At 65.1% G+C, this 26,583-nt stretch carries 28 protein-coding genes; 12 read left to right on the top strand and 16 right to left on the bottom strand.

Features of this window, described 5'->3' with window-relative positions:
• Positions 1–36: 36 nt before the first annotated feature.
• From BLS74_RS27150 to BLS74_RS27125, 6 genes are all read left to right on the top strand, one after another.
• Complete coding sequence (locus BLS74_RS27150; RefSeq protein ID WP_093110267.1) at positions 37–930, top strand: LysR family transcriptional regulator; 894 nt, start codon at positions 37–39, stop codon at positions 928–930.
• A gap of 156 nt (positions 931–1,086) precedes the next feature.
• Positions 1,087–2,124 carry an ABC transporter substrate-binding protein gene (locus BLS74_RS27145; RefSeq protein WP_093110266.1) on the top strand — a complete coding sequence of 346 codons (1,038 nt, stop codon included), beginning with the start codon at positions 1,087–1,089 and terminating at the stop codon, positions 2,122–2,124.
• 7 nt (positions 2,125–2,131) lie between these two features.
• The gene (locus BLS74_RS27140; protein WP_093110265.1) at positions 2,132–3,247 is read left to right on the top strand and encodes an ABC transporter ATP-binding protein; all 1,116 of its coding nucleotides are present in this window, start codon (positions 2,132–2,134) and stop codon (positions 3,245–3,247) included.
• Positions 3,244–4,155 (top strand): ABC transporter permease, encoded by a 912-nt coding sequence (locus BLS74_RS27135; RefSeq protein WP_093110264.1) that lies wholly within the window; start codon positions 3,244–3,246, stop codon positions 4,153–4,155. Before BLS74_RS27140 ends, BLS74_RS27135 begins: the two co-directional genes overlap by 4 nt.
• Before the next feature lie 6 nt (positions 4,156–4,161).
• Positions 4,162–4,968 carry an ABC transporter permease gene (locus tag BLS74_RS27130; RefSeq protein WP_093110263.1) on the top strand — a complete coding sequence of 269 codons (807 nt, stop codon included), beginning with the start codon at positions 4,162–4,164 and terminating at the stop codon, positions 4,966–4,968.
• The gene (locus BLS74_RS27125) at positions 4,968–6,245 is read left to right on the top strand and encodes an NAD(P)/FAD-dependent oxidoreductase (RefSeq protein WP_093110262.1); all 1,278 of its coding nucleotides are present in this window, start codon (positions 4,968–4,970) and stop codon (positions 6,243–6,245) included. Before BLS74_RS27130 ends, BLS74_RS27125 begins: the two co-directional genes overlap by 1 nt.
• Before the next feature lie 191 nt (positions 6,246–6,436).
• On the opposite strand, the gene BLS74_RS27120 is transcribed toward BLS74_RS27125, so the two are convergent.
• Positions 6,437–8,254 carry a winged helix-turn-helix domain-containing tetratricopeptide repeat protein gene (locus tag BLS74_RS27120; protein ID WP_170855727.1) on the bottom strand — a complete coding sequence of 606 codons (1,818 nt, stop codon included), beginning with the start codon at positions 8,252–8,254 and terminating at the stop codon, positions 6,437–6,439.
• A 163-nt stretch (positions 8,255–8,417) separates the two neighbouring features.
• Here BLS74_RS27120 and BLS74_RS27115 point away from each other — a divergent pair, with 163 nt between their 5' ends.
• The gene (locus BLS74_RS27115; RefSeq protein ID WP_093110260.1) at positions 8,418–9,530 is read left to right on the top strand and encodes a substrate-binding protein; all 1,113 of its coding nucleotides are present in this window, start codon (positions 8,418–8,420) and stop codon (positions 9,528–9,530) included.
• 15 nt (positions 9,531–9,545) lie between these two features.
• Complete coding sequence (locus tag BLS74_RS27110; RefSeq protein ID WP_093110259.1) at positions 9,546–10,220, top strand: glutathione S-transferase family protein; 675 nt, start codon at positions 9,546–9,548, stop codon at positions 10,218–10,220.
• Positions 10,221–10,239: 19 nt separating this feature from the next.
• On the opposite strand, the gene BLS74_RS27105 is transcribed toward BLS74_RS27110, so the two are convergent.
• The 13 genes from BLS74_RS27105 to BLS74_RS35230 form a co-directional block, all read right to left on the bottom strand.
• A complete protein-coding gene (locus BLS74_RS27105) occupies positions 10,240–12,399 on the bottom strand; it encodes an adenylate/guanylate cyclase domain-containing protein (RefSeq protein WP_170855726.1) in 2,160 nt (719 codons plus the stop codon).
• Positions 12,400–13,151: 752 nt separating this feature from the next.
• Entirely contained in the window at positions 13,152–13,832 is a 681-nt protein-coding gene (locus BLS74_RS27100) for a redoxin domain-containing protein (RefSeq protein WP_093110257.1), read from the bottom strand.
• Positions 13,833–14,007: 175 nt separating this feature from the next.
• Entirely contained in the window at positions 14,008–14,349 is a 342-nt protein-coding gene (locus BLS74_RS27095) for a hypothetical protein (protein ID WP_093110256.1), read from the bottom strand.
• A 238-nt stretch (positions 14,350–14,587) separates the two neighbouring features.
• On the bottom strand, positions 14,588–15,025 hold the full coding sequence (locus tag BLS74_RS27090) for an SgcJ/EcaC family oxidoreductase (protein ID WP_244504023.1): 438 nt from the start codon (positions 15,023–15,025) through the stop codon (positions 14,588–14,590).
• A 231-nt stretch (positions 15,026–15,256) separates the two neighbouring features.
• On the bottom strand, positions 15,257–15,709 hold the full coding sequence (locus tag BLS74_RS27085; protein WP_093110255.1) for a hypothetical protein: 453 nt from the start codon (positions 15,707–15,709) through the stop codon (positions 15,257–15,259).
• Between the two features lie 102 nt (positions 15,710–15,811).
• Positions 15,812–16,432 carry a 2-hydroxychromene-2-carboxylate isomerase gene (locus BLS74_RS27080; protein WP_093110254.1) on the bottom strand — a complete coding sequence of 207 codons (621 nt, stop codon included), beginning with the start codon at positions 16,430–16,432 and terminating at the stop codon, positions 15,812–15,814.
• On the bottom strand, positions 16,429–17,424 hold the full coding sequence (locus tag BLS74_RS27075; protein WP_170855724.1) for a Bug family tripartite tricarboxylate transporter substrate binding protein: 996 nt from the start codon (positions 17,422–17,424) through the stop codon (positions 16,429–16,431). Before BLS74_RS27075 ends, BLS74_RS27080 begins: the two co-directional genes overlap by 4 nt.
• 19 nt (positions 17,425–17,443) lie before the next feature.
• On the bottom strand, positions 17,444–19,321 hold the full coding sequence (locus tag BLS74_RS27070) for an AMP-binding protein (protein WP_093110252.1): 1,878 nt from the start codon (positions 19,319–19,321) through the stop codon (positions 17,444–17,446).
• 25 nt (positions 19,322–19,346) lie between these two features.
• The gene (locus tag BLS74_RS27065) at positions 19,347–20,189 is read right to left on the bottom strand and encodes an SDR family oxidoreductase (protein WP_093110251.1); all 843 of its coding nucleotides are present in this window, start codon (positions 20,187–20,189) and stop codon (positions 19,347–19,349) included.
• 10 nt (positions 20,190–20,199) lie between these two features.
• The gene (locus BLS74_RS27060) at positions 20,200–21,510 is read right to left on the bottom strand and encodes a serine hydrolase domain-containing protein (RefSeq protein WP_093110250.1); all 1,311 of its coding nucleotides are present in this window, start codon (positions 21,508–21,510) and stop codon (positions 20,200–20,202) included.
• Positions 21,511–21,544: 34 nt separating this feature from the next.
• Positions 21,545–22,156, bottom strand: coding sequence for a TetR/AcrR family transcriptional regulator (locus BLS74_RS27055; RefSeq protein ID WP_170855723.1), 612 nt, complete (start codon positions 22,154–22,156; stop codon positions 21,545–21,547).
• A gap of 120 nt (positions 22,157–22,276) precedes the next feature.
• Positions 22,277–22,567 carry a hypothetical protein gene (locus BLS74_RS35235; RefSeq protein ID WP_244504021.1) on the bottom strand — a complete coding sequence of 97 codons (291 nt, stop codon included), beginning with the start codon at positions 22,565–22,567 and terminating at the stop codon, positions 22,277–22,279.
• Between the two features lie 64 nt (positions 22,568–22,631).
• A complete protein-coding gene (locus tag BLS74_RS35230) occupies positions 22,632–22,790 on the bottom strand; it encodes a hypothetical protein (RefSeq protein ID WP_244504020.1) in 159 nt (52 codons plus the stop codon).
• Positions 22,791–22,969: 179 nt separating this feature from the next.
• Here BLS74_RS35230 and BLS74_RS27050 point away from each other — a divergent pair, with 179 nt between their 5' ends.
• Genes BLS74_RS27050 through BLS74_RS34570 form a run of 3 tightly spaced genes read left to right on the top strand, consistent with a single transcriptional unit; the run spans position 22,970 to position 24,193 of the window.
• The gene (locus BLS74_RS27050) at positions 22,970–23,674 is read left to right on the top strand and encodes a ParB/RepB/Spo0J family partition protein (protein WP_244504019.1); all 705 of its coding nucleotides are present in this window, start codon (positions 22,970–22,972) and stop codon (positions 23,672–23,674) included.
• Between the two features lie 41 nt (positions 23,675–23,715).
• Positions 23,716–24,063 (top strand): hypothetical protein, encoded by a 348-nt coding sequence (locus BLS74_RS27045; protein ID WP_093110248.1) that lies wholly within the window; start codon positions 23,716–23,718, stop codon positions 24,061–24,063.
• Positions 24,050–24,193 (top strand): hypothetical protein, encoded by a 144-nt coding sequence (locus tag BLS74_RS34570; RefSeq protein WP_170855722.1) that lies wholly within the window; start codon positions 24,050–24,052, stop codon positions 24,191–24,193. The genes BLS74_RS27045 and BLS74_RS34570 overlap by 14 nt, the downstream gene beginning before the upstream one ends.
• Before the next feature lie 125 nt (positions 24,194–24,318).
• Here BLS74_RS34570 and BLS74_RS27040 read toward each other — a convergent pair whose 3' ends face one another.
• Positions 24,319–24,852, bottom strand: coding sequence for an H-NS family nucleoid-associated regulatory protein (locus BLS74_RS27040; RefSeq protein WP_170855721.1), 534 nt, complete (start codon positions 24,850–24,852; stop codon positions 24,319–24,321).
• Between the two features lie 128 nt (positions 24,853–24,980).
• Entirely contained in the window at positions 24,981–26,063 is a 1,083-nt protein-coding gene (locus BLS74_RS27035) for a tyrosine-type recombinase/integrase (protein ID WP_244504018.1), read from the bottom strand.
• A 61-nt stretch (positions 26,064–26,124) separates the two neighbouring features.
• On the opposite strand from BLS74_RS27035, the gene BLS74_RS27030 reads away from it, so the two are divergent.
• A complete protein-coding gene (locus BLS74_RS27030) occupies positions 26,125–26,478 on the top strand; it encodes a 2OG-Fe(II) oxygenase (RefSeq protein ID WP_093110245.1) in 354 nt (117 codons plus the stop codon).
• Positions 26,479–26,583 lie beyond the last annotated feature (105 nt).

Genomic DNA, 26,583 nt, shown 5'->3' with positions numbered 1-26,583 from the left:
TGTTTGGAAATACCAAACCTTTGGTTATGCTTGTGCATGAACGCCCGTCAGCTCGAAGTGTTCCGCGCCGTCATGCGCAACCGGTCCCTGACCGCCGCCGCCGAAGCGCTGCATGTGTCCCAGCCGGCGGTGAGCAAGCTGCTGCGGCACTTCGAAACCCAGATCGGATACACCCTGTTCGAGCGCCTCGGTGGCCGGCTGGTGCCGACCGCGGAGGCCCAGCTGCTCTACCGCGACGCCGATAGGATCTTTCGCGAGATCGAGGTCCTCAGGGGCTTGTCGGACCGCATCCGCGACAAGCAGCTGGGGTTGCTGCGGGTCGGCGCGAGCGCGCCGCCGACCTTCGCCTTGCTCCCTTCTGCCACGGAGCGCTTCCGCCAGCGCAATCCCGGGCTGCGCGTCGTGCTGCAGACACTGTCTGCGGAGGCGATCGACGAACACATCATGCTTGGCGACATCGATCTCGGCGTGACCATGCGCTGGTCGGCCGAGGCGCAGCTACGGTGCGAGTCCCTGGGCAAGGCGGGCATCGTGGCGCTGATGCGACCCGACTCGCCGCTGGCGGGACTCAGCATCGTGACCCCCGCGGACCTGGTCGGGCACCCCTTGATCAGCTACAGCGCGCAAACGCCTGCGGGCAGGTTGCTGGACCAGGCATTCCAGGAGGCGGGCGTGCAGCCACAGGTGCAGATCGAAGTGTCCCTGTCGATCGCCGCCCTCCCGCTGGTCCAGCATGGCCTCGGGATTGCATTGGTGGACGGACTGGTTCCCTGGCGCGACTTCGGCGACCTCGTGGTTCGACCTTTCCAACCGGAAGTGCTCCTGGAAATCGTGCTGTCACGCAGTGCGCTGCGGCCGCAGACACGATTCGGGCGCGAGTACGCGCGAGACCTGCGCGCCGCCGTCGCGGCGTTGTCAAGACGGACTTGACCTGGCCTGCCGCGGCGCAACCTCGGCAATTTCGTCCAATACCCGGACCGATCACAGCCCTTATGGTTGCCTGGACGGATGACCGTCATCCGCGCGGAGAGGCCTGTGTGCAGACCCGCAGTGTCCCACCGAGTCGTACTTCAGGAGTCCTTGTCCATGTCCCGTTTCACGAAATCAGTTGCCGCCGCCGGCGCCTGCTTGCTGCTGCTGCACGGCGCTGCTGCGTTGGCGCAGACCGTCGTTTACGCCACCGACGGTGGAAAGCTGCTCGACGCGCAGAAGAAGACGATCATCTCCGCGGCGGAGGACAAGGCCAAGGTGCGCATCACGGTCGAAGCGAACGCCGACCGCTATCCGGTCGTCAAGGCCAGCGTCGGCATGAACAATCCGCAATGGGACGTCGTCGACATCGGCGCCGGTTACTGCCTGCGAGGCGTCGATGACGGGATGTGGGAGAAGATCGACTACAGCCAGATTCCGAACGCGAAGGACGTCGACGCGCGCTTCAACAGCCCGTATTTCGTCGGCTTCTATGGCTACTCCACCCTGATCGCCTACAACAACAAGAAGTTTCCGAATGGCGGTCCCAAGAGCTGGGCGGATTTCTGGGACGTCAAGAAATTCCCCGGCAAGCGTGCCTTGCGAAATTACGCCAGGCCGACGCTGGAAATCGCGTTGCTGGCGGACGGCGTGCCCTCGGACAAGTTGTATCCGCTGGATGTCGAGCGCGCCTACAAGAAGCTCGAGGAGATCAAGCCCAACATCGCCGTGTGGTGGACCTCCGGCGCGCAATCTCATCAGCTCCTGCTGGACGGCGAGGTCGACATGATCGCGCTGTGGGACGGCCGTGCCGACGCCGCCAAGTCCGATGGCGCGGACGTGAGTTTCAGCTACGACGGCGGCATCCTGGAGAACACCTGCCTCGCGGTGCTGAAGGGCGCGAAGAACAGGGACAGCGCGATGCGGGCGATCAACGCGCTGCTCGATCCCAAGGCGCAGTCCGAGCTGGCAAGTATCTACAAGACTGGTCCCCTCAACAGCAAGCTGGTGAACTACATGGATCCGAAGCGCTCGGCCCAGCTCGCGACCTCGCCGGACAACATCCGCAAGCAGACCCTGCTGAACACGCAGTGGTGGAGTTCCGCCCAGGGCCAAGCCGCCGAAGGCCGGTGGCTGGCTTTCGTGCAGAAGTGAGCCGGCCATGACTCGTCCAGGCGCAGGCTTCGAAACCGTATCGATCCGATCCCTGACCAAGGAGTACGGTCCGACGAAGGCGCTGGACGGCGTGTCGCTGGACGTGCGGGAGGGCGAGTTCGTCTCGCTGCTCGGTCCCTCCGGTTCCGGCAAGACGACGCTGCTCAACATCCTGGGCGGCTTCGACAGGCCGACGTCCGGCCAGGTGTTCTTCGGGTCGACCGACGTCACGCTGCTGCAGCCGCACCTGCGCAACATCGGCATGGTGTTCCAGAACTACGCGTTGTTCCCCCACATGACCGTGGAGGCCAACATCGCGTATCCCTTGCGCGCCCGCAACACAGGGTCTGCCGAGATCGCCCGGCGGGTGGCCGATGCGCTCTCCCTGGTCGAACTTGCAGGTTACCAAGGCCGCAAGATCGGCCAGCTGTCCGGCGGGCAGAAGCAGCGCGTGGCACTGGCGCGAGCCCTGGTCTTCGATCCCACGCTGATCCTGCTGGACGAGCCGCTCTCGGCCCTCGACAAGCAGCTGCGCGAAACCATGCAGATCGAACTGCGGCAGCTGCATGCCAAGCTTGGCGCGACCATGATCTACGTGACGCATGACCAGCGTGAGGCGCTGACGATGAGCGACCGCATCGCGGTGATGCGAAGCGGAAGGATCGAGCAGTTGGGCACGCCCACGGAGCTGTACAACTTTCCCCAAAACGATTTCGTGGCGAGCTTCGTCGGCGAATCGACGCTGGTGCCGTTGCGGCGCTCGGAGGACGGGTCGGTGTCGCTCGGCATGTCGCGGCTGCGCACGGGGCGGCCTGTTCCGCAGGACGGCCCCGTCGCCCTGGCGGTGCATGCGGAGAAGCTGATCCTCGATGCCTCCGTCGCGGGAGAGGACTGGAACCGCTTCGACGGATCGGTCGATGACGTCATCTACCAGGGCGAGAGCGTGAAAATCTCGGTGCTTCTCGACGACGGAACGGCGGTCGGGCTGCGCCAGCATTGCCACCACCGCAACATGAGTTCGCTGCCGCGGGTCGGGGCGCGGGTGACGGTGGCGCTCCATGTCCAGGACACCATCCTCGTTCGCCGCGCCGCGCTTCCCGGCCCGCAGGCCCTTGCCGCATGAGCCCGGCCATCGACACCTTTCCCCCGGCCCTCTGCCGCTCCGACAACGCGGCGGACCTGGCGCACGCCGGCCGGCGCGAGCAGTGGGGGTTGTTCGCCCTGGTGCTGCCGGCCGCGGCGTTCGTGGTCGCGCTGATGGTCATCCCGCTGGCCTGGCTGTTCTGGCAGTCGATCACCGACCAGGCCGGTGCGCTGACCCTGATGAACTACGTGCGGATCTTCACGGAAGAAGGGACGCTCGCAACCTTCCAGCGGACCTTCGTCGCAAGCCTCGCCGTCACCGCGATCTGCGTGGTGCTGGGATACCCGGTTGCATTCCTGGCGGCGGTCAGCAAGCCGCGCACGGCCACCATCATCATGGTGCTGGTTCTGATCCCGTTCTGGACCAGCGTTCTGGTGCGAACCTACGCCTGGCTGGTGCTACTGCAGCGCACGGGGCTGGTCAACCAGTTCCTCACGTGGGCTGGCGTGGTGGAGTCCCCGATTGCGCTGGTGCACAACCTGACCGGATCCATCATCGGCATGGTCCACATCATGCTTCCCTTCGTCGTCCTGACGCTGTACAGCAGCCTGACGCAGATCCCGCCCGACTTCGGACGCGCCGCCGCCAGCCTGGGCGCGCGTCCGGGCCGCGTGTTCCGCACGGTGATCCTTCCGCTGTCGCTTCCCGGGCTGGTGGCTGGCAGCGTGTTCGTGTTCGTGCTGTCGCTTGGCTTCTACATCACGCCGGAACTGCTCGGCGGCGGGCGAACCGTCATGGTCTCGATGCTGGTCCAGCGCAATATCGATCTGTACTTCCAGTTCGGTTCGGCCAGCGCGGTGGCTTTCGTCCTTCTCGCCGCCACGCTGCTGATCCTGTGGCTGGGCGACCGGGTCGTGCCTCTGGGCAAGATCCTGGCGGATCGGTGAGACACAATGATCCTGCTCGAACGTTCGCACCGCATCGTGATCGCATCGGCGGTCGCCCTGATCCTGTTGTTCCTCACGATCCCGGTGCTGATCATCCTTCCGGTCTCCTTCGGAGACAGCGCTTCGTTGCGCTTTCCGCCGCCGGGCTGGTCGGTGCGCTGGTACCGGGCGTTCCTGGGGTCGCGCCAGTGGCTGGCCGCCGCTTCCACCTCCTTCCAAATCGCGACGCTGACGATGCTGATCGCGGTGCCGATCGGAACCGCGGCGAGCTATGGCCTCTTGACCTGCGGGATGGCCCGGGCGCGCTACGCCTATGTTCTGCTGATGACGCCGATGATCGTCCCGATCATCATCATCGGCGTCGGCGTGTTCGCCGTTTTCAGCAAGATGGGGCTGGTGGGAAGCATGGGGGCGCTGGTCCTCGCCCACGTCCTGTTGGCGATCCCCTATGTGCTGCTCACCGCCGGTGCCGGCCTGCGCTCTTTCGACATGAACCAGGAAATGGCGGCGCGCAGCTTGGGCGTCAACCGGGCGAAAGCCTTCATCACGGTCACCCTGCCGCAGATCCGTACCAGCGTGTTCGTGGCTGCAGTCTTCAGTTTCCTGTCATCGCTGGATGAAGTCGTCGTTGCGCTGTTCATCGCGCGCGGAGAAACCACGACCCTGACACGTGAGATGTTCCTGTCGATCCGCGAGCAGGTCGATCCCACTATTGCGGCGGTGAGTTCGATCTTGGTGTCGATGACCGTGCTGCTGGCAGCGCTTGCCTACGCCTCGCAGCAGCGCTCCGCACGGCGGACGCACGCCGCGTGATGAAGCTGGCGTCCTACTGGACCGACACGGCAGCGCAATTCGAAGGGCTCGACCCGCGCGGCCTCGATGCCCGGGCCGATGTTGCGATCATCGGCGGTGGCTTCACCGGACTGTCGGCAGCGCTGGCCTTGGCACGCAAGGGAGCGACGGTGGTCGTCCTCGAGGCCGGGCGCGTGGCGGGTGAGGCGTCAGGGCGCAACGGCGGCCACTGCAACAACGGACTGCCCCATGACTTCAGCGTCGTGGCGCGGCAACTTGGGCTGGAGCAGGCGCGCGCGCTCTACCATGCCTACGACAGCGCAGTGGACTGCGTCGAGCGGTTGGTGCGGGACGAAGGGATCGAATGCGACTTCCGGCGCAACGGCAAGATCAAGCTCGCAGCCAAGCCGCACCATTTTGCCAAGCTGGAGAAGGCATACGCCCTGCTGCAGCGCCATGTCGACCCGGATACGTCGCTGGTGGGCCCGGAAGTGATCGCGAGCGAGGTCGGGTCAGAGCTCTTCTACGGCGGGCTGGTGATGCACAAGAGTGCCCAGATGCACATGGGCCGTTTCGGCGCGGGACTCGCCGCAGCGGCGCAGCGCAGCGGCGCGCGCATCTTCCAGAACACCGCGGTCATCGGACTGGCACGCCTGTCGGGCAATGCATTCCGGGTGCAGACCGCTCACGACACCGTTGAGGCTGACCAAGTGCTCGTGGCGACGGGTCCGTCGCGACACGGGCCATTCGGCTATTTCCGCCGCCGCATCGTTCCGGTCGGCAGCTTCGTCGTGACAACCGAGCCGCTGTCCGAAACGCTGGTGGCGTCAATCATGCCGGGCGGCCGGAATGCGACGACAACGAAGAATGTCGGCCACTATTTCCGGCTGACGCCCGACAACCGGCTGGTCTTCGGCGGTCGGGCCCGCTTCGCGCTGTCAAGCCCGGCATCCGACGCCAAGAGCGGTGCCGTGCTCGAACGCAACATGAAAGTCCTGTTTCCCCAGTTGCGCGACACGCGCATCGACTATTGCTGGGGCGGCGTCGTCGACATGACCGCCGACCGCCTGCCGCGGGCAGGTGAGGTGAAGGGGCTGCACTACGCAATGGGCTACAGCGGCAGCGGAACCCAGATGTCGGTGTACATGGGGCAGAACATGGCTCGGGCCATCAACGGCGAGCCGGAGGCCAATCCACTGCGCAGACTGCAGTGGCCTCCCATTCCCGGCCATCTCGGGCCACCCTGGTTCCTGCCATTCGTGGGCGCGTACTACCGATGGTTGGACCTGGTCAGCTGACGCCACAAGACTGCCGCTCCATCGCCATGCCTTGCGGCAGGCATCAAGCCGACATTGGATTGGGCTGCAGCCCCAGAGAGGGCCGGCCGCGCAAAGCTGAACACGCTGCAAGTGGATGGGATGCTCAGCCCGGCATGACAAGTGCAGTGCGAATGAGCAGAAGAGCGCGCCGGAACCACGTCGTTGCGCCGTCAAAACCCGAAGATCTCCCTAGGCACACCCTTCGCCCATTCACACTCTTGCCGAAAATCGTAGGGCACCTCGTCCGCGCAATCGGGCCACTGACCGCTGGCGAGCCAAAACTCCACCAGTCCCAGTCGCGCGCACAGCCGCGGGAAGCGTGGGTCGTTGCGCAGCTCGGGCATGCTGGCCTGGAACAGCAGCGCGGTGCGGTAGCCGTCGGGGCCCATGATGTCGGTGCTGGCCCCCACAGGCCCCAGGCGGGCGCCCTCGGCAGCACGGAAGGCCTCGTCGACCAGGCCCAGGTGCGCGGCATAGACCAGGCGGGCCACGTCCACACCGCCGGTGATCATCACGTGCGCCTCGAACTCGCTGCGCCAGGCGCCGATGTGCTCAGGCGTCGGGTCGCGCTTGGCGCGGACGAAAGGGATGGTGTCCTGGAACTCGCGCAGCGGGCGCGTGGCCGCGAGCGCGAGCAGGCGATCGACCGCCGCCCAATCCTGCAGGAAGGCATGGGCCCGCAGCAAGCTCGAGATCGGAAAGCTCATGTCGGGGATGCGCGCCACGAGGTCTTCGTACACGGGCACCGCCTCGGCGACCTGCCCCGTGGCCATGCGGGCCAGCGCCACCAGGTTGGCCGACATCGGATCGAGCATGTCCAGGCGGTAGATGCGTTCGGCCTCGTCGAGGCTCGCACGCAGGCGGCCGGTCAGGCGCAGCAGCCAGCTGATGTAGCGCCGGCCGGCGCCCGAGCCGGGCGCCTGGCGCAGACGCTCGAGGAACTCCTCGGCTTCGACGAACCGGCCGAAGGGCGGCATCACGAAGCATCGCGCGACGAGGGCGTCGTTGTTCTGCGCGTCGAGCGCCAGCGCGTGCGAGGCCTCGCGAACCACGTGCCCGGCGCTGGCTGCACGCTCGGCGAATGGCAGGTACATGTGCAGGAAGCTGCGCACGTAGGCGAGCCTCCCCCAGGCCTCGGCGAAATGCGGCGCGCGCTGCGTCACCACCTCGAGCACGCCGACGCTGGTGCGCAGCTCGTCCGGGGCATAGGACTTGGGGCTGGATCGCAGGTAGAGGTCATAGACCGCAGGATCGACTGCGCGCGTCGCAACACCGAAGAAACCGTGGTCGAGCGCGCGCGCGATGCTTTCGGCGATGTCGTCCTGGACCTCGAAGATGCCTTCCAGCGCACGGTCATAGTGGTCGGACCACAGCGTCGTGCCGGACGCGGCCTCTATCAGGTGGGCGCTGATGCGTACCTGGCCGGCCGCGCGGCGGATCGAGCCGTCGAGCACGTAGGCGCAGTTCAGGCGTTGCGCCGCCTCGGCCTTTCGTTCGCCACGGAACTGGAAGCTCGTGGTGCGGCTGATCACCCGCAGCTGGGTGCCACGCGCGAGGCGCTGGATGATCTCCTCGCTGACGCCGTCGGAGAAGAACTGCATCTCGGGCTCGTTCGACAGGTTGTCGAAGGCGAGCACGGCGATCACGGGGCGCTCGCGCGGGGATGACGGCTCGGCCGGTGAGGCGGGAGCGTCGTCGTCCAGCAAGGGCAGCGTGAACCGGTAGCCGCGCCCCGCCACGGTGGCGATGGCGTCCGGCCCGAGAACCTTGCGCAGCGACGAGATCTGCACGGTGAGGTTGTTCTCCTCGACCACCGTGCCAGGCCAGACCCGCGAAAGCAGCTCGTCCTTGGCGACCACGCGGTCGCGCAGCTCGATCAGCGCCAGCAGCAAGTCGAACGCGCGTCCACCGAGCGAGACCGGCTGGCCATGGGCCAGCAGGCGGCGCTCGGCCGGCCGCACTTCGAACTCCTTCGCCTTGAAGACCAAGACCTGAGCGCCTCTCTTGCTTGTCGGCCCCGATTGTCGGGCCACGCGGCGGGCTTTAGCAACGTTTCACATCGCTTAAAGACGCGGCCGCCCCCCGGCGCGCACAGTGCCTACACCCCGCGACAGGGCCGTACCCATCCACCATCCGCAAGGAGATCCCATCGTGAGCCAAGCATCCATCAAGATCGGCCTCGTCACCGACCAGACCGGCCCACTGTCCTTCCTCGGCATTGCCAACGCCAACCTCGCCCGCCTGGTGGTCGACGAGATCAACGCCGGCGGCGGTCTGCTCGGGCGGCGCATCGAGCTGATCATCGAAGACAGCGCCACCGACGACAAGGTGGCCGCCGCCAAGGCCGCCAAGCTGGTTCAGGGCGATCGCGTGGACGTGATCTTCGGCGGCATCTACAGCTCCACCCGGCAGGCGATCAAGGGCCCGGCCGTCGTGCAGGGCAAGAAGCTCTACATCTACCCGGAGCAGTACGAAGGCGAGGAGAGCGACCCGCTCATCTTCTGCACCGGCCCCGTGCCGGCACAACAGGTCGATTCGCTGATCCCCTGGTTGATGAAGCACACCGATGCTCGCCGGTTCTACCTCCCTTCGGCTGACTACATCTGGCCGCACGTGATGAACAAGCGGGTGCGTGCCGCGGTCACCGCGCACGGCGGCTCGATCGTCGGCGAGGAGTATTTCCCCGTCGATCACGCGGACTACCGCAGCACGGTCGACAAGATCATGTCCAGCGACGCGCAGGTGGTCTTCAACACCACGGTGCCGCCCGGCGTGGCGCCGTTCCTGCAGCAGCTGTACGAGGCCGGCTTTACGAAGCGCGGCGGCCGGATCGTCTGCCCCTACTTCGAGGAGAATCTTGCGAGCCTGCTGCCGGCCGAGCATGTCGAGGGGCTCTACAGCTGCCTCGACTACTACCAGGCCGTCAGCGACCCATTCAGCACGGCGCTGCTGCGCCGCTACGACGAGCGATTTCCGGGCAGCGCCAAGTTCACCGCCGGCAGCGCCAGCACGGGGCTGTATCGCGGGCTGAAGCTCTGGGAGGCGGCCGTGCGGGAGGCCGGCACGCTTGATCAGGCGGCGGTGATCCGCGCACTCGACCACGCGCGCATCGCCGAAGGACCGGGCGGGGCCGCCGAAATGGTGCCCGGCCAGCATCACCTGCGGCTTACCATGTACGTCGGCCAGGTGCAGGCCGGGCAGATGAAGGTCATCGAGAACCTCGGCGTGATCGATCCCAACGAGCGCGTGCAGAGCGCGCAATGAGCTAGGAGACCTGAGATGAAGCTCTACTACCACCCCGCTTCCACCGCGAGCAGGCCCGTACTGCTCTTCGCTGCAGAGAGCGGTATCGATCTCGACCTGAATGTGGTCGACATCTTCAAGGGCGAGCACCTGCAGCCGGCCTATCGTGCGCTCAACCCGAATGCGCTGGTGCCGATGCTGGAGGACGGTGATTTCCGCCTCACCGAGAGCTCGGCGATCCTGAAATACCTGGCCGACAAGATCGACTCGCCGCTGTACCCCAGGGGCCTGCAGCAGCGGGCCCGCGTCAACGAGCGCATGGACTGGTTCAACACCCAACTGAGCCGCGACTACTGCTTCGGCCTGGTGTTCGCCCAGCTGCTGCCGCACCACAGGCGGCGCAGCGACGAGGCGCAGGCCGGCACGGTGCAGTGGGGCCAGGAGCGCTCGAAGGTGTGGCTGCAAGTCCTCAACGACCACATCCTCGGCCCCGGGCACAACTACGTGTGCGGCGATGCGATCAGCATCGCGGACCATTTCGGCGCCGGACTGCTCACCTTGGGCGAGGTGATCGGTTGCGATTTCACGGCCTATCCGTACGTGCAGGGCTGGCTGGCGCGCATCAAGGCGCTGAAGAGCTGGAAGTCGGTGAACGCCACGCTCGACGGGGTCACCGCCGCGCACAAGGGCGAGTCGTTCGTGACCGTGTGAAGCGCCGGGGCGCGGGCGCTCAGAAGCCGAAGTCTTCTTTCGGCACGGCCCGTGCCTGCTCGCATGCGAGCTGGAAGTCGTAGGGCACCTCGCTCGCGCAGTCGGGCCACTTGCCGCTGGCCAGCCAGAACTCGACGAGTCCGAGCCGGGCGCACAAAGGCGCGAAACGCCGATCGTTGCGCAGCTCGGGCATGCTGGCCTGGAACAGCAGCGCGGTGCGGTAGCCGTCGGGCCCCATGATGTCGTCGGCATGGCCGGCCGGCCCCAGGCGTGCGGCGTCGGCGGCGACGTAAGCCTCGTCCACCAGGCCCAGGTGGGCCGCGTACACGAGGCGTGACACGTCGACCCAGCCCGTCCTGCGAACATGCGCTTCGAGCTCCTCGCGCCACGCACCGATGTGCGCGGGCGAGGGGTCGCGCTTGGCGCGGATGAAGGGCAGCCCGTCCTGGAACTCGCGCAACTGGCGTTGCTCGGCCAGGGCGAGCAGCCGGTCCACCGCGGCCCAGTCCTGCTGGAATGCGTGGGCACGCAGCAGGCTGGACACCGGAAAGCTCATCGTGGGCATGCGCTCCACCAGTTCCTCGAACACGGGAATGGCGTCGGCGATATGGCCTGCCGCCATGCGTGCGAGGGCGAGGAGGTTGGCCGACATCGGATCCAGCACATCGAGCTGAAAGGCCTGCTCGGTGGCCGTCAGCGCCTCGCGCATCCAGCCGAAGTGGCGCAGGCCCCAGCCGATGTAGCGCTGCCCGTCGCCCGTGCCGGGTGCGCGGCGCAGACGAACGAGCGCGGCATCGGCCTCGACGAAACGCCCGAACGGCGCGATCACGAAGTACTGCCCTGCCATCGCGTCGAGGTTCTGTGCATCGAGCGACAGCGCGCGCTCGGCTTCGCGGTTCACCTGCGCCGCGCTGGCCGCGCGCTCGGCGAACGGCTGGTAGAAGCGCAAGAAGGCACGCAGATAGGCCAGCCGCCCCCATGCCGCGGCGAACTGCGGTGCGCGCGTGGTCACCAGCTCCAGCACGCCGACGTGGGTGCGCAGTTCGTCGGGCGCGTAGCCCTTGGGCCTCGATCGGAGGTAGAGGTCATATACCGCCGGCTCCACCGTCGGGGCCGGTGCGCTGGCGAAGGCCTGATCGAGTGCGCGGGCGATGTTCTCGGAGATCTCGTCCTGCACGGCGAAGATGTCTTCCACCCCGCGCTCGAAGCGTTCCGACCACAGCGTGGTCTGCGAGGCGGCCTCCATCAGATGCGCGCTGACCCGCAACCGGGCCGCTGCGCGGCGGATCGAGCCGTCGAGCACGTGGGTGCAATGCAAGGCGTTCGCCGCCTCGGCCTTGCGATCGCCGCGGAACTGGAAGCTCGACGTGCGTCCGATCACCTTGAGCTGGCTGCCACGCGATACGCGCTGAATGATTTCCTCGCTGACGCCGTCGGAGAAGAACTGCATCTCGGGGTCGTTGGACAGGTTGTCGAATGCCAGCACGGCGAGCAGTGGTCCGGCGGCCGGCGCGGCGGACGTCGACGATGTGGCGGCCTGGGCCACGCGCTGCGCCTTTTCCGCGCTTGGAGGCGGCGTCAGCGCGTCAGCGCCGGCGGTGGCCACTTCGCAGACCTCCACCGGATCGTCAACGCCGGCCATCCGGTACGGCCCGTGCACGGCCCAGCGCAGCGCGGCCTCGTCGGCATGGCCCACCGCACCCCGGCGCGCGAAGTCGTAGGCCGTGCGTGTCATCAGAATGCGCCCCTGGCCGGCGAGCGACATGACGCGCGCGGCGATGGCCTTGGCCAGGCCCTCGACCTCCAACGGCTTGGCGCCTCGCGCGACGTCGGCGGCCGCGTTCTCGCGCAGCACCACCTCGCCGAGATGAATGCCCACGCGCGAGGCGAGGGAAGTCTTCGACTGGGCGCCGAGTTCGAGCAGCTGCGCCTGGTAGGCAAGCGCGAAGCGCACCGCCTCGACCGGCCGCTCGAACAGCAGCAGGAACCCGTCGCTCTTGTCGATCTCGCGGCCGCCGTGGGCAGCAAGCAGGTCACGCGCGATGCGGTCGTGGCGTGCCATCAACTCGGCCGCAGCGGCGTCGCCCAGGCGCTCGACGAGGTGGGTGCTGGCGACCAGGTCGCACAACAGCAACGCGCGGATCGCGGGGGAGGATGGGCCGGGTGCGGGAGTGGGCATGCAGGGGTCCCTCGATCGAGACCACCGCGCGGTAGCCGCGTCAGGGCACATCTTCGCACAGGAGCCTGCCAGGTCAGCGGCGCATGGCCGTTGCGAGCGATTCGACGTCCGAATCAGGGGAACACCAAGCGTCGAGCGCGCATCCGCGAAGCGGAAACCGCGCTCGACGAAGTCGCGAATGTTCTGTTTCGGAAGCGCCGTGTTTCGGCTCTGGGGTCGAGAGTGCGAGTTCGCAACTTTCGAGTGTGGCCGTTCGGTTGCCGTGTTTTCCCAGTCGTCGATTGACCCCTACCAATGACCGCTTCCGCTGGGCTCTGAGTCGCCCCGCAAGTTCCGCGGAAGCCCAGGCCCAGGCCCAGGGTGGACCGACCGGTCGCTCGGAGACCGCCACGGGCTGCAATGGTTCGAAAGCGGCGTCGAGCGGCTGCTTCTGGCATCCACGTTGAATGCTGTTGATGGCCGCATTCTGACCCTAGCCTGTAATGCGGCGAACGTCGCTCACCAGCGAGGCCGAAGGGTCGCTCGGCGCTGTCGAAATGGTCACACGGCTCATCTTCGTTGGGAGGTGATAGTGGATGACTGGTCTTGGGCCGACACCGGTATTCGGCGCTCGCATGTCACGTACAGCACCGGGCTCCCTTGCGGTCCATCGCCCTCGATCGCTCAACGGCATATGGAGCAAGCAACGGTTGCTGCATATGGCCAGAGGCTGCTTCCTGGCAGCAAAACGGTGGCGGGTGATCCGCCGTAGGTCAACGTCCAAGGCTGCCAGCGGCGGCAATGATCTCCGCCGCATTCGGGAAGATGGAGAGGCTGTTCGGCCCGTCGGGCGCCTCGATCTGCACCCAGCCGACGATGCCGGCCGCATCGACCAGGAAGTGTCCGACGAGCTGAGTGCCGTGGTTCGCGACGATCGCCTTGTCGGCCTCTTCAAGCTCGAAGCCGTCCTTGGCGTTGAGTGCGGCGAGGGCTTCCAACGGCTGTAACGGTTCCGGCAGCTCACCGGTAGGGTTGATGCGCGACGCGACGAATTCCGCCATGCTTGCCTGATAGGGCCATTCGGGCTGCTCAAGGCTGCCATCGGGCAGGAACTCGCCATGCGGCACGCCGAAGGCCCGGTGCGTGACGCATTCCGGGTCGCACAGAAGCGTGACCGGCGTCGGCCGGTGGCGGAAATACAGGCGGGCGTTGTCCAGGGGCGTGTTGATCACTGCCACGGTCTCTACGCCGGCCGCATGCAAGGCCGGCTGTACGCCTGCAAGCTGAAGCACCTGGCGCCGGCAGAACGGGCAATGCAGCCCGCGATAGAAGCCAATCAGGAACGGGCGACCACGCAAGCTGTCGAGGGAGACCATTCCTTCGAGGTTGGCCGCCGGAAGCGCGAACGCCGGCGCAAGTTCTCCCGGTCGCAGCGGGCGTCTCTGGTCTCCCATGGATTCGACCGTATCACTTGTCGAAGGAAGGCACAACGCTCAACGTCGAGTGTCGCGTCCGCCTCTCAGCCTAGAGCGTTGCCTTTGCGGCCGCATTCTGCCTAGGCAGTCGGCTACCCAATCGCAGGCTTGGAGCCGACCAGGATGGGCTGATAGAACGCGTCGTCAAGCCGCTTCACGCTCTCGAACTCTCGAAGCCAGCCTTGCGCATCAACTCGCAAAGCCGTGCGACCGAAGCTGCGTAGTACCTTGAACGCATCACGTGGGTCTTCGCCTGGCCGGTGGCCAATTCATCTTCAACAACGAAGAAGGACAGGTCGTAGTGGTCGCCACCGAAATCCCAGACTTGGAACAGCACGTAGCGCTTGCCGTCTTCGACCCGCGCTCCGTAGTGCTTGACTAGGTTCGTGCCGCGCGCTTCCTCGTCATAGTCCCTGACACTGATGATGCATCCGCCGCCAGGGCGCAAACACGCGACGAACTGCCGAAACGCAAGTAGCAGGTCGTCGTCGGTCAACAGGTGCGGAACCGAGTTGTCACACGAAATGTGCCAAATTCGGACGGTCGCCAGCGGGCCCTAAGCGGTCAGACGCGAGGACTACTCTCCATGACGGCATGCGCCCAAAGCGAAGTGGCTGGAACCAAATCCGGTGATGAAGACAGGCAGGACCTTCCGGGGTCAATCGCTTCGTGATTCAACGCCGGCTTGGCCAGGGCATGTCCGCTCGATGGATAGACCCCACCGGTAAGGTAATTTACTTCTCCGGCATGGCCGAAGAATGGTGGCTGGTGATTAGCCATTGACTACCGTCCCACTTGTAGGTGTACGTGTACCGCGCCTTGACGACAGCTCCCGTCTTGGCGAACGTGAAGGTATACAGGCCAGCATCCACTGCCGTGGTGCAACCTATCTCTATTGTTCTGAAGTCAATGCGGCCGAACGGCTTGTTTTCAAGAAAGTGTTCAAAGTAGTCTTCCTTTTGCGCCGCATTGAGACGCGGTGTGTTGGAAACGGTGGGAAGCAGGACCGATTTCTCCGCATAATTTGCAACCACCTTGTGCGCGTCGCCAGTTTGCAAAGACTGGTTCCAGCGGTCAAACAGCGCGGCAACTTCCCGCTCGCTGGTTGCCTTGCAGACTTCGGTTCGCGTAGATGTGGAACCCGGTGGATTTAAGGCGCATCCTGCAAGCACGGCGCCCGCGGCCAAAAGCGAAAATACGACATCTTTCTTCACGGGTGCTCCTTTTCGGTCTGGGAACTCGGCTGTAGGCGAAGTAGGGGTTTAACGAATATATACATAAACCGCAAACGGGTGAGTCGGTAGGTCGGCTCACGCGGGCCAGCGACCGAGCCCGGTTGATGCATCCCGAGCAGGCGATACAGAGGTTCTGTGAGCTTACCGGTCAACCCCGTACAGAGAAACTCAGGTAATTGCCAATGACAGGCCGGGCCCCTCATCGTCCCAGGCCATTGCGCTCATCTTCCACCCTGTGGGCGTCAGAATGAACTGGGTCGAAATCATCCCACGCGCCGTGAAAGAGCGTCCATTCATGGTTCCAGACTTCGAGTACGCGCTGAAGCGGTGCGCGATATTGCCGAAGATTTGCGTTACCTCGGAAAGCTCTTCTTCTAGGAACCTCGTCAGTTCGCCCTTGCGGACCATGGTCTCCCTTGGCTCGATGAATTCCTGAACAGTAGAGATTTCAGGCGTGGCTCCCACGTTCTTGATGAGCAAACCGGACTTGATGAAGAGCGACCGGATGCGCTCATAGGCTGGTGGGCTGCTGGCGGGTTCAAACGACACAGCGCCGAAGAACTCGGAAGTCAGACGGTCGAGTTCGGTCTTCACAGACTCGGTGGTTTGCTGATTGCCCATGGCGCCCTCCTAGAGGAGCTAGATTCTGCGCTGCTCGTCGACAACAGGCCAGCGGGTCAGGTTTGCGAACGCCGCCCGTCCCGCGACCGTGAGTCTGCTTGATCACCATCCGCCAGCGGCGAGCCACTCTTCGACAACCGGCAATTTCTCCAAACCGAAGAACGGCTCTCCATCCACGATGAAGTAGGGCGAACCAAACACGCCGCGCTGGATCGAGTCATCGACATTGCGCCGAAGGAGCTCAGCCGGAGTTCCCTCGGCGCGAGCCGCCTCGAAGGCGGGCCACGACAGCCCGGCCTTTCTTACACACGCGCTCAGCACGCTGTCCTCCGAGATGTCGAGACAGCGCACGAAGTAGCTGCTAAAGATGAATCCGGCGAGCCGTTTGGCAGCTGCCGGATCGATCCCCTTTGCCCAGGCGAAGGCGCGTCCAGCCTCCACAGGGCGGGACGTTGGAGACGTGCTGGGGCGTTCGAATGCAACTTGATGCTGCCTGGCATAGCGTTTGGCATCGTTGATGACATATGGACCCTTCAGCGGAAGCTCGACGATGGGCGGCAGACCCATCACCTTGAGCACACTGACGCCCACCAGCATCGATGTCCACTCCACCTCGCGGCCATAACGTCGGGCCAGCTCGTCGATTCGAAGGCTCGCGAAGTAGCCGAAGGGGGAAATGAAGTCGAAGTAGAACTGGATCGGCGTTGCGGTTTGCGCCGTCATTTAGCTTCCAGCTTGATCGATCTGGCGAGCCGCCGGAGCTTCTCGGTGTCGTCGCCATAGAACTTCGCTGCTTGTTGCAGCGTCAGGCCGGGGTCGGGAACGCTGGTGCCGTTCTCAGCCGAGAACTTGAGGTACTCCGGGGTGCGAATCGCATCATTGACGGCGGCGTTCACCTTCTTTGCCGCCTCGGCGGGCAACGTGGCAGGGCCGAACAGGCCCAACCAGACGGTGTGGTGCAAGCCCTTCATCTGCCGGGACTCGTCCACCGATGCGACTTGTGGGAGTTGGGGATTTCGCTTGGGGCCCGTCAGCGCGATGGGCTTCACCCGGCCTGAATTGATGAGGCCCACAGTCTGTCCGGCCACGGGCAAAAAGGCGAGGTCGACCTGATTGCCGATCAGATCGGTGACGACGGGTCCCATACCCCGGTAGGGGACGTGCAGCAGTTTCCCGCCGCTGCGATTCTTCAGGTCCTCTCCGATCAGGTGGTAGATCGACCCGTCCCCGAAGGAGGCGTAGCTCAATTCCGTGCTGAATGCGGCGCGCATGTGCGCCACGAGGTCATCCAGGCTGTTCAAGGCCAGCCCCGGGCGCCCCACGATGACGAATTCGGCTTGGCCCATGTAGCCCAGCAGGCGCAGATCTTCAGGCTTGTATCGCGCCGACTGGATGGCAAGCGGTGCCAGCACCGTGTCGCTCGCGGTACCGAGAAACAGGACGTGCCCTTCAGGCGCCGCATTCAGCATCTTCTGCACGCCGATGGAACCACCGGCACCTGGCACGTTCTCGACGATGACGGACTGTCCCCACGACTTTTGAAGGTGCGGTATCGCGACCCGGGCGGTGACGTCCGTCGCGCCGCCGGCGGGAAAGCCGACCACGACGGAAATGGTGCGCGAGGGAAACGCCGGGCTCTGGGCCCGAACGCTTCCGAAAGGCAAAAGCGTAGCTGCGACGGCCGCTGCGGCGGTCCGCCTGTTGACGGTTTTCAAGGTGATCTCCTGGTTGCGATCAGGACGGGCTTGCCTGGGAGCTTGCCCACTCGAGGGTGAGCAGATAGCCCTTCAAGTCGGCAGCGATGCGCTGACGGGTTTCGTGGGAGGAGTCCTCCTCGGCGGCTGCCAACTCGATGCACACGACCAGGCCGCGGCCGGGTTCCTCGCGCACCGTCAGGGCTGCGATCGATTCACCCTGGAGCACCTCCAGCAAGTGCTGCCGTGTGCAGTCCTGCCGCAGTGCGGGCTTGTAGATCTTTCCCACGGCGGTCATGGGCAGTTGCTCCAGGACGAAGAGCCGCCGCGGGAGCGCGGGCGGTTCATTGATGGTGGCCTTGGCGAAAGCCAGCAATTCGTCCTCCGTGACGCTAGCGCCTTGCCGCAACGTGACATAGACCACCGGCACTTCGCCCGCGTAGGCGTCCAGCATGCCCACCGCGCCCGCATCGGCCACTGCGGGGTGCCGCATCAGGCACTCTTCGATGACAGCCGGGTCGATGTTGTGGCCGCCGCGGATGATCAGGTCCTTGGCGCGACCCGTGATGAACACACGACCGGTGGCGTCGACGTACCCCACGTCTCCGGTGATGAGCCAGCCGTCCTCGGTAAAGAGGCTGGCGGATTGCCCGGCGTCCTTGTAGCCGGGCGTCACGTTGGGCCCGCGAACCACGAGCATGCCCGCCTCACCCGGCATGCAGGAGCGGCTCGAGGCGCTTGTTCCGGCCAGCGCGCGCGCCTCGACTTCGCAGAACGGTATGGGGCACCCCGCGGACCCCATGACCCGCGCGCGGGACACCGGGTCGACGCAGATCACGCCACCGGCTTCGGTCATGCCGTAGACCTCACGCATGGGCTTGCCCGTGAGCAGCTCCATCTGCTCGGCGACACTGCGAGGAAGCAAGGAGGCACCGCAGATGTTGATGCGCACGCGGCTCAAGTCCGCGCCTTTCGGATCGACCTTCACCACGGCCGAGAGCGCCGTGGGTACGCCGCCGACGATGGTCGTTCCGGTGCGCTCCACGATGCGCCAGAAGTTGGCGACGATCTGGGGGTTGCGAAATCCGGCTGGCGAGAGGATCACCACTTCCGCGCCGGCAACGAACATGGCCAGGCTGCAAAAGATTGCGGATGCCACGTGGAACATCGGCAAACCGTTGACGATCACATCGTCGGTGCAAGCGCCTACCGCCCAGGCGCCTCCGTAGGCAGCGGCCAGCTGGTTGCGATGGGTATGAATAACCAGCTTCGGCGCACCGGTCGTTCCGCCCGTGTGGAAATAGGCGGCGACATCGTCTGGCTCGGGCAGGTCAGAAAATGCCAGTTGCCGCGAGTTCGACCGCAGCAGATCCGCCAGGAGATGAACCTTGGCGCCGCTGGCGGCTTTCTCACCTCCCACCTGGATCAGGGCGCCGATCGCCGGCACCAGCGCTCTTACCCGCTCGGCCTTGTCCCAGATCTCGGTGCCCGGCAGAGGTCCCAGTGCCACCAGCGCCTTGACACCGGCTGCCCGGCAAAGGCTGGCGATCTCCTCGGCCTTCAGCAGCGGGTTGAGCGGCAAGGCCGACGCAGCCGTCGCCGCGCCCCACAGCACGAACTGCGTTTCGACCAGCGACGGCAGCATATAGGCCACCACGTCGCCCCGCCGCAAGCCGAGAGACCGGAAGGCATTCGCCGTCCGCGCGATCCCCTCCACAAGTTGGGTGTAGCTGAGCTTGTGTGGCGGGGCTTCAGGCTCCGTGCCGAGGAAGGTGATGGCTGTCTTGCCGCCGGCGCAGCGCCTTTGCGTGCGCTCGATGGCATCGAACACGTTCGTAGCCTGAATCCAGTCTTCGAAGCGCATTCCAGGGCTGGGTGTGTCGATGGTCGGCAAGGCGACGCCGCAGGTGTTGCTCATCGTTGTCTCCTTTTTCTTGCAGATTTCAGGTGGCGGCGCTGGCGGCCTGCGCGACAGAATCCTTCAGCATCCGTCCGAACTCCAGGGAGCCGACGGCGGAGAAGCCGCCATCGATCGGAATCACCACGCCATTGATATAGCGCCCGGATTCGCTGGCCAGGTACAGCGCCAGGTCGGCGATCTCCTGCTTGGATGCGCCACGTCCGGACGGAATGGACTGCAGCAGCCTGGCCCAGCTTTCCTGGCCCTGCGGCGCGAGCCGGACCATGCCTTCGGTATCGGCCACCGGGCCCGGCGCTATGCCCACGCATCGGATTCCATCCTCGGCCCACTCCACCGCCAGTGAGCGAATCAACATGTCGATGCCGGCCTTGGCGGCGCACACATGGGCCTGGGCGTAGGTGGGCATGCTGGACTGGACGGCGGAAATGGCCAGCACCAGGGCGGATGGCTTGCGAAGGAAATCGTAGGCGGCGCGTAGCGCATTGAAAGTCCCGACCAGATCGGTGTCGATGACGGCACGAAAGCCGTTGGAACTCATCCCCGTCGCCGGCGCGACGAAATTTCCGGCGGCGCCGGCGACCACGATGTCGATCGGGCCAAACGCCGCGTGCGCCTGCTCGACGGCGTTTCGTAACGCCTCATAGCTGCGCACATCCGCGGACAGCCCGATCGCATGCCCGCCGACAGCCCCGATCTCGGCAGCGGCATCGCGCGCCTTTTCCTCGCTGCGGCCAACGATCGTCACTGACGCCCCGGCAAGCGCGTAGGTGATCGCGATCTGGCGGTTGATGCCGCTGCCGCCGCCCGTGATGAACACGGCCTTGTTGCGCAGGAGGCCGGGTTGGAAGGTGTGGTGGGTGCTCATGGCGTTCCTCTCAATGCGCGCGCAGCGCGGCAGCGATGGCGGCGAACGCCCGCCGGTCGAGGTTGTGCGTGAAGCCGGTATCGCCATTGGGGTGGGAAGAGAGCTTGACGATGACCAGCTCGGCCGCCGGGTTGATGTGCATGTGCTGCCCGTTCAATCCCTTCATCTCGAAGGTGCCGTCGCGGTCGTGGGGAATCCACCACTGGTTGTGATACGAGTAGCCGAAGCGCGTCGCCTGGCCGCTGGCCTTGAACTTCTCGATGTCGGCGCCCTTGCGGATTTCCGCGATGACGCTTTCCGCGATGACCTGCTGCCCGTTGGAACGGCCCGCCGTGCGCAGCGTCTCGCCCACCCGCCCAAGGTCTCGCAGCGTTGCGCTGAAGCCCACGCTGGTGATCTGCGTGCCGATCGGGTCGACCCAGACGTACGCGTCATCCTGGGCGCCGATGCGCGACCAGAGGCGCTCGGACAGGAGCGCGGAATAGCTCTTGCCCGTGACGCGCTGCAGGAGCCAGCCCATGACCTCGGTGTCGACGGTCTTGTATTTGAATCCCGCGCCATGCTCGCCATCCTTCTTGAGGGTCACCAGCAGGTCGGGGATGGCGCGGGGCCCGCTGTAAGCGGGAGGCGCAGGCAACAGCCCGGCGGCGTGCAGGTACTGGAAGATGCCGGAGCTCGGGTCGCGGAAGTTTTCCTGGTACGCAACGCCAGTGGTCATGTCGAGCGTCTGCTGTACGGTGGCATCCGCCCACGCGCTGTCTTTCAGCTCGGGCAGGTACTTCGTGACCAGGGCGTTGGGATCGATCACCCCCTCCTTGATCAGCATCGTTGAGAGCAAGCCGGTAAACGACTTGCTCATGGACCAGAGCGAATGCGGCTGGTGGGCGGCCATGCCGGAGTAGTGCTTCTGGTAGACGATCGCGCCCTTGTGCAGCACGAGAAGGCCATCGGTGTAGGTGCTGCGCTGCCAGTCGGCCAGGGTGGTCTTGCCGCCCTTGTCGTCCTCGAACTTCAGCGCGCCGATATCCTGTTGGGCCTCGCGCACGATGGACGGCTTCTCGTCGCCACGCCAGACCTGCACCGTCGGACCGAGTTCTCGCATGTGGTGGAACGCCCAGCGGCCATTGGGGAATTTCAGGACCGTGGACAGCCTGACGGTTTTGTCGGGCGCCGGCGGGAATCCTTTCATGAGTTCCAGCTTCACGGGATCGGTGGCCTCTGGCGGCGGAGGCTGCGGAGCCTGCGCCAGGGAGGCCGAGGCACTGAGGATGAGAGCAACCGCGACGGCAACGGCGCGATGCGGTTTCGATGGGTTCTGCATGATGGTCCTTGCGAGGTGGGATTGGGGTTGGGGTTCAGGGGATTTTTCTTGCCGCTTTGCGAGCGGGGGCGGGGCTGATGCGTTCCAGGGCGCTTGTGCCGCGGCTGCTGGCCGTCCCCTGATGGGCGCCGCGAACCAGGGCTGACATGGTCCTTTCATGGAGTTGCCGCAGTTCGGTGTCGTCGGCCACGATGCCCGAGAGCCTCAGCATCACGAGGCCGTGTGCGGACGCCCACAGCATCTGCCCCAGGGCTTGCGTTTCGCCGCGCAGGATGCCCTTGTCGATCAGTGGGGCCACGTATGCCACCATGCTGCGGCGCGCCCGCGCCAAAGCTTCTGTCAGCTCCGCATTGCCGGTCACTGCGGCTTGACTGACGTCGAACATCATTCGGTAGGCGTCCGGGTTCTCCAGGGCAAAACCCAGGTAGGCCTGGCCGACGTTGCGTGCGCTCTTGCGCGGGTCCGGGCTCGAGCGCGTCGCTTCTTCGATGACTTCGCAGAACCGGTTGAATGCAGCGGCTCGCACAGCCGCAAGGATTTCTTCCTTGTTCTTGAAGTAGCGGTAGGCGGTGGTAGGACTCCAGGCAAGCTCCGCGGCAATCTGCCGCATCGTGACGCCCTCGACGCCATGACGCGCGAACAGCACCTCGGCAACGCGGCAGACATCGGCACGGAACTGAGCTACCTCTTCGTCGGTCAGTACAGGTCGCATTTCACTTACACCGTTAAATAAACAGTGTTAAATGTACTTTGCTTGCGTTCGTTGTCAATGCTTTTTCGGGCGGATCGCTGAAAAGGCCAGTAGGGACAGGGCACAACGCCCCCACGCGGCAACGGCCGGTGCCGACTTCTGAAGACCGATCGCTCGATCTGGACGTCGTGTGCCGCCCGTATTGAGAAAGAGATCGAACAGCTCTCTGGTCCCGCGCAGCGTGAGGGGGTGCACACCGCCGCACTCGCAATCGATACCCGCAATTGGCAATGGATGAAGTTTGTAGCGTGGGAGCACGCAGTTGCGATTGACGAGGTTGTCACCGAGAAGTTCGAGATCCTGCATGTGTCCACGCCCGGCGGGCCGGGTTTGGTAGGGAGCATCGCCTACGCACAGGTGTGCCGAATTTTCAGAGCACCTCTGCGGTCTTGGCAACGCGTGGCGTTTGCCGGCATGCCATCGCGCTCGTGGCCATGGCATTGGCGGCTACCGCGATCTTGTTCTTCTCACGCGGGCGCTTGTGGCAGCCGTGAGCAAAATGGATCTGGCGGCAGAATGGCGTGCTCATAGACTCGCCCTGCTTGCGGCCACAAGCATCGATGATCGGGCGGGTCCAGTAGCTCGCGGAGTTGTCTCTCTAGACTCGTAGCCCTTCACGAAGGAGAGATCGAACGAGGTCGGCGAGCGCAATTCAGGGCGAGCGATCTGCTGAACAGGACTGACGCATCGATCGCCGATGGCGTGCCCATGCAGGTGGCGTTGTCGTTGATCGACTTCGATCCATCGCAGCCGCGGCGTTCGGTCGATGAAAGGACCATCGCGGAACTGGCGGAGTCGATTCAGACGCACGGGGTGCTGGAGCCCGTGTCGCTGCGCCGGCATCCGGAGGCAGCGGGACGCTACATCGTGAACCGGGGGGAACGTCGCGTTCGCGCGGCCAGGCGCGCGGGACTCGAAACTGTGCCGGCCTTCCTGGACGACCGGGTGGATCCGTTCGCCCAGGCCGCAGGAAACCTCCACCGCGAAAACATGTCGCCGTTCGACCTGGCGCTGTTCATCGCGGAGCGCGAGAGGGAGGGGTATTCGCGCGCGGAGATTGCCCGCAGGCCCAACAAGCCTCGATCATTCATCACCGAGGCCGCGGGCCTGATCGACGCGCCGGCGCAGGTGCGGTCTGCATTCGAGACAGGACGTGTGGGTGGCGATACCCGGGTGCTCTACCAGCTCGCAGCGGCGATGAAGAAACGACCGGCCCAGACCGTGGCGTTGCCGGAGGGCAGCGCAGCCATCACGCGTGGCAACGTCGATGCGATTCTTGGTCGACCACCGCCAGCTGAGTCGGGCGCAGCAGCGACTGCGGCGCCCGCCGCGGTTCGTTGCGACTCAAGGCGCACGACAACGACCTGGCAGAGATTCGCTTCGGCGATGGCTCTCGCGACCTCATCAATTTGAAAGAGCTCCGGCTCGTCTGCTGGGCGACGGAGGAATGAACCATGGACCACTTCAATATCGGCCGATCTCGATCTGTGACCGTGCCCGCGCACCGCATTCCCATCGCGCTTCGGTTGCTGGAGATCTCGCTTTTTGTCGGTTGGCAGATGGTGCGCCTGGCATGCTGCGCCTTGCTCGTGCTGATGGAGCCGTTTCTGCGCGCGACGTTCGTGCCGATCGCATTCTTGGGGTTCCTGGTAACCCTGGTCTTCGGCTTCCTGATCGGCAACCCCCGATTTCCGCGCTGGGGCATGCTTGCGTTCTCGGTGGGGGCGCTGATGCTCTACTGGCTATTCCTGGGCCTGATGAGCCTCTTCATGACCTTGCCGCCCAGCCATGATCGTCATTGACAGCCACCCGCTCGAACGCGTCGCGCGCGAGCGGCGCTTCGATCCGCGGACATTGGAGATTGCCTGGCGGCTTTTCATCGAGAAGGAACCGGTCAAGAAGTTGTCGGCCGAGTACGGCGTGAGCAGATGACCGAGCTGGCAGCGGAAGCGAACAAGTAGTCGATGGATCGGCGACCGCGAGGGCATCGGTAGTCGCGAGATCGACTGTTGACGCCCCTGCGCTGCCCATGGAGTGCCAGCGTCCTGGTCGCGTGGTTAACCCCGGAGGTCTTCCAGAGTCTTTCCGGCGGCCAGTGCGGCCTTCAGCCATCCGGGCTTGGGCCCCATCCCGCTCCAGGAATTGCCGGCATCATCCTTGTAGATCTTCGACGCGGCGCGCTTCGCCTTCTTGCGGGCAGGGCGGGCAGCTGGCGCAACAGTCTCGCCGGACACGGTCTCCACGGAGACAGGCTTCGACTTCTTGCGCGATCCCACTCGGAATTCGTCGATCGACCGACCCGCCGTCAGCGCGTCACGAAGCCATTGAGGACGCGGTCCACGGCCTGACCAGACGTTGCCGTTGCCGTCACTGAACTTCGCACCGGACTTGCCCGACGCGTTCGTGGCCTTCTTCGGCTGAGCAACTGTCTTGTTCGTGCCAAGTCCCAGTTGTGCAGCCGTCAGGCCGTAGTGCGCAATCGCCACCTTGATGCGGTCGATGACACCTTTGACCTCACTGTTGCGCAGAGCTTCTGCCTGTCGTTGAAGCTGTTCGATCTGCTTCTGGATCTGCTTGTACGTTTGCGCCATGGATACTTCCATTGAATGAATAAAGGGCCGACTTTACTCGGTTGCCAATTGGAAGCTGATTAACTCCATTCGCCAGTCCACCAATGCGTCTGATTGCTGGGTGCCCGTTCGACAGTGTGAATCAGATGCTAGACCACATCTTCGGGACTGCTCACGACTCTGCGGTATTTGCCCATGGCCTCTGGCTCGACACCAAGCCACCGTGCGACCTGATCGGAATCTGTCCCGCGGCGCAGCTGCCGCAATGCGAAGGTATGCCGCAACCGGAACGAGCCGCCATCGCTGGCATCCAGACCTGCTTCCTCCAAGACCTGCCTGGCGGCCTTGTACTGCGCATCCTTGCTCCAGGGCTTGCCGCTGCGGGTCGACGGAAAAAGGAAATTGCCCAGAATGCGAGCTTCCGTGCGGACTTGGAGCCAGTGCTGCAGCAACTCGCCCGCCCAAGGGGCGATCGGCGTTTCGCGTGCAGGCGAATTGCCGTTGCCCGGCACCGCGACTTTCCATGGGCGTTCGCGCACGCGGCCACCGCGCGATGTCGGCGCATCGAGGGTCAGCGCGCGAACATCGCCCGGTGCCAGGCCCCCGCCCAATTGCAGCGCTACGGCCACTCGATTGCGCAGCTGCTGCCAGGTGAAAGCCAGATGACTGTCGCGGCGTGAGCCCGACAGACCCGGGCGAGGTCGCGCATCCGACAAGAACGTGATCAGGTGCCGCGCCTCGGCCACCGACAAAAACTCAGGCAAGGGATCGGCCTGCGCGGCTTCGGCGTAGCGGATCTCCGGGTGCGCATCGATCCAGTCGCTCGCCGCCGTGTTCACGGGCTCGCCGGTCTCAGCGGCATGGTGACGCAGCACCCGGTCGATCAGGCGCAGCAGGCGAAGCGCGTGACGCGGGGTGAGCGACAGGTCGGCGCTTTTCATGCCGAAGCGCGCCGCCTGGAACGCCTGCAGATCGCGGACATCGAGAGACGCCAGCGACACGGCCGGGGATTGCCCGAGGCACCAGGCCGTGAAGCTGCCCCACATGTCTCGGTAGACCTCGATGGACGACGCCTGGCGCAGGGATCCAACGGCGCGCTGGTCCCGCAACCATCGCTCAAACGCCAGGCGATGAACGGCGAGGGGCGACTCTTCGAAGAGGGAGAGAGAAGGCATTGAAATTACGCTAACGGCGAGGAAGTTGATTTTGCCTAGCTGGGTTGGTTTTGTCACTTTGTGATGGAGTGAGGGCGTGCTTGCTGGGTGCTAAGCTGGCATGCCGTTAGTGTATTAATTGCGGGACAAGGGATGGGACCCGGCCTGGGGTTCCGGGCTCGAACTCTGGGACAAGAAGCAGGACCGCTGCGTGACCACCGTGCAGCCCGAGTTCGGCCGCACCATCGTGCTGCCGCACGGCCCCGCGAGCTACCACGGCCACACCAAGCCGCTGCAGGCGCCGGACGGCCGGCCGCGCCGTTCGGTCGCCGCCTACTACTACACCAGCCCGCTCGCCGGCAAGCAGCACGGGGACGAATCGGCCTCGGTCTTCATGAAGACGCACCGCGTCGACCGCGTCAAGGCGCTGGCCCGCATGCTGACGCCGCCTGTGGTCTGGCTGCTGGCGCGAAAGGTCAGCGGGCGCGCCTGAGGAGCGGACCCGGCGCTGCCCCGCAGGACGGGGGAGATGTCAGTCTTTCGACTTCGGGACTTCCCCGAGTGTGCGACAGTCCTACGCCAGCACTGGCAACTCCCG

It is taken from the genome of Variovorax sp. CF079 (assembly GCF_900101545.1).
Lineage (GTDB): Bacteria > Pseudomonadota > Gammaproteobacteria > Burkholderiales > Burkholderiaceae_C > Variovorax.
Note: the sequence above shows the minus strand (reverse complement) of the source record. Positions and strands in the feature narration are given on the sequence as shown.

Coding starts and splice junctions, on each gene's coding strand:
- BLS74_RS27150 (WP_093110267.1), top strand. CDS start 37: ATGAACGCCCGTCAGCTCGAAGTGTTCCGCGCCGTCATGCGCAACCGG.
- BLS74_RS27145 (WP_093110266.1), top strand. CDS start 1,087: ATGTCCCGTTTCACGAAATCAGTTGCCGCCGCCGGCGCCTGCTTGCTG.
- BLS74_RS27140 (WP_093110265.1), top strand. CDS start 2,132: ATGACTCGTCCAGGCGCAGGCTTCGAAACCGTATCGATCCGATCCCTG.
- BLS74_RS27135 (WP_093110264.1), top strand. CDS start 3,244: ATGAGCCCGGCCATCGACACCTTTCCCCCGGCCCTCTGCCGCTCCGAC.
- BLS74_RS27130 (WP_093110263.1), top strand. CDS start 4,162: ATGATCCTGCTCGAACGTTCGCACCGCATCGTGATCGCATCGGCGGTC.
- BLS74_RS27125 (WP_093110262.1), top strand. CDS start 4,968: ATGAAGCTGGCGTCCTACTGGACCGACACGGCAGCGCAATTCGAAGGG.
- BLS74_RS27110 (WP_093110259.1), top strand. CDS start 9,546: ATGAAGCTCTACTACCACCCCGCTTCCACCGCGAGCAGGCCCGTACTG.
- BLS74_RS27105 (WP_170855726.1), bottom strand. CDS start 12,399: ATGCCCACTCCCGCACCCGGCCCATCCTCCCCCGCGATCCGCGCGTTG.
- BLS74_RS27100 (WP_093110257.1), bottom strand. CDS start 13,832: ATGGGAGACCAGAGACGCCCGCTGCGACCGGGAGAACTTGCGCCGGCG.
- BLS74_RS27085 (WP_093110255.1), bottom strand. CDS start 15,709: ATGGGCAATCAGCAAACCACCGAGTCTGTGAAGACCGAACTCGACCGT.
- BLS74_RS27080 (WP_093110254.1), bottom strand. CDS start 16,432: ATGACGGCGCAAACCGCAACGCCGATCCAGTTCTACTTCGACTTCATT.
- BLS74_RS27070 (WP_093110252.1), bottom strand. CDS start 19,321: ATGAGCAACACCTGCGGCGTCGCCTTGCCGACCATCGACACACCCAGC.
- BLS74_RS27065 (WP_093110251.1), bottom strand. CDS start 20,189: ATGAGCACCCACCACACCTTCCAACCCGGCCTCCTGCGCAACAAGGCC.
- BLS74_RS27060 (WP_093110250.1), bottom strand. CDS start 21,510: ATGCAGAACCCATCGAAACCGCATCGCGCCGTTGCCGTCGCGGTTGCT.
- BLS74_RS35235 (WP_244504021.1), bottom strand. CDS start 22,567: ATGCAGGATCTCGAACTTCTCGGTGACAACCTCGTCAATCGCAACTGC.
- BLS74_RS35230 (WP_244504020.1), bottom strand. CDS start 22,790: ATGAGCACGCCATTCTGCCGCCAGATCCATTTTGCTCACGGCTGCCAC.
- BLS74_RS27050 (WP_244504019.1), top strand. CDS start 22,970: ATGCAGGTGGCGTTGTCGTTGATCGACTTCGATCCATCGCAGCCGCGG.
- BLS74_RS27045 (WP_093110248.1), top strand. CDS start 23,716: ATGGACCACTTCAATATCGGCCGATCTCGATCTGTGACCGTGCCCGCG.
- BLS74_RS34570 (WP_170855722.1), top strand. CDS start 24,050: ATGATCGTCATTGACAGCCACCCGCTCGAACGCGTCGCGCGCGAGCGG.
- BLS74_RS27040 (WP_170855721.1), bottom strand. CDS start 24,852: ATGGCGCAAACGTACAAGCAGATCCAGAAGCAGATCGAACAGCTTCAA.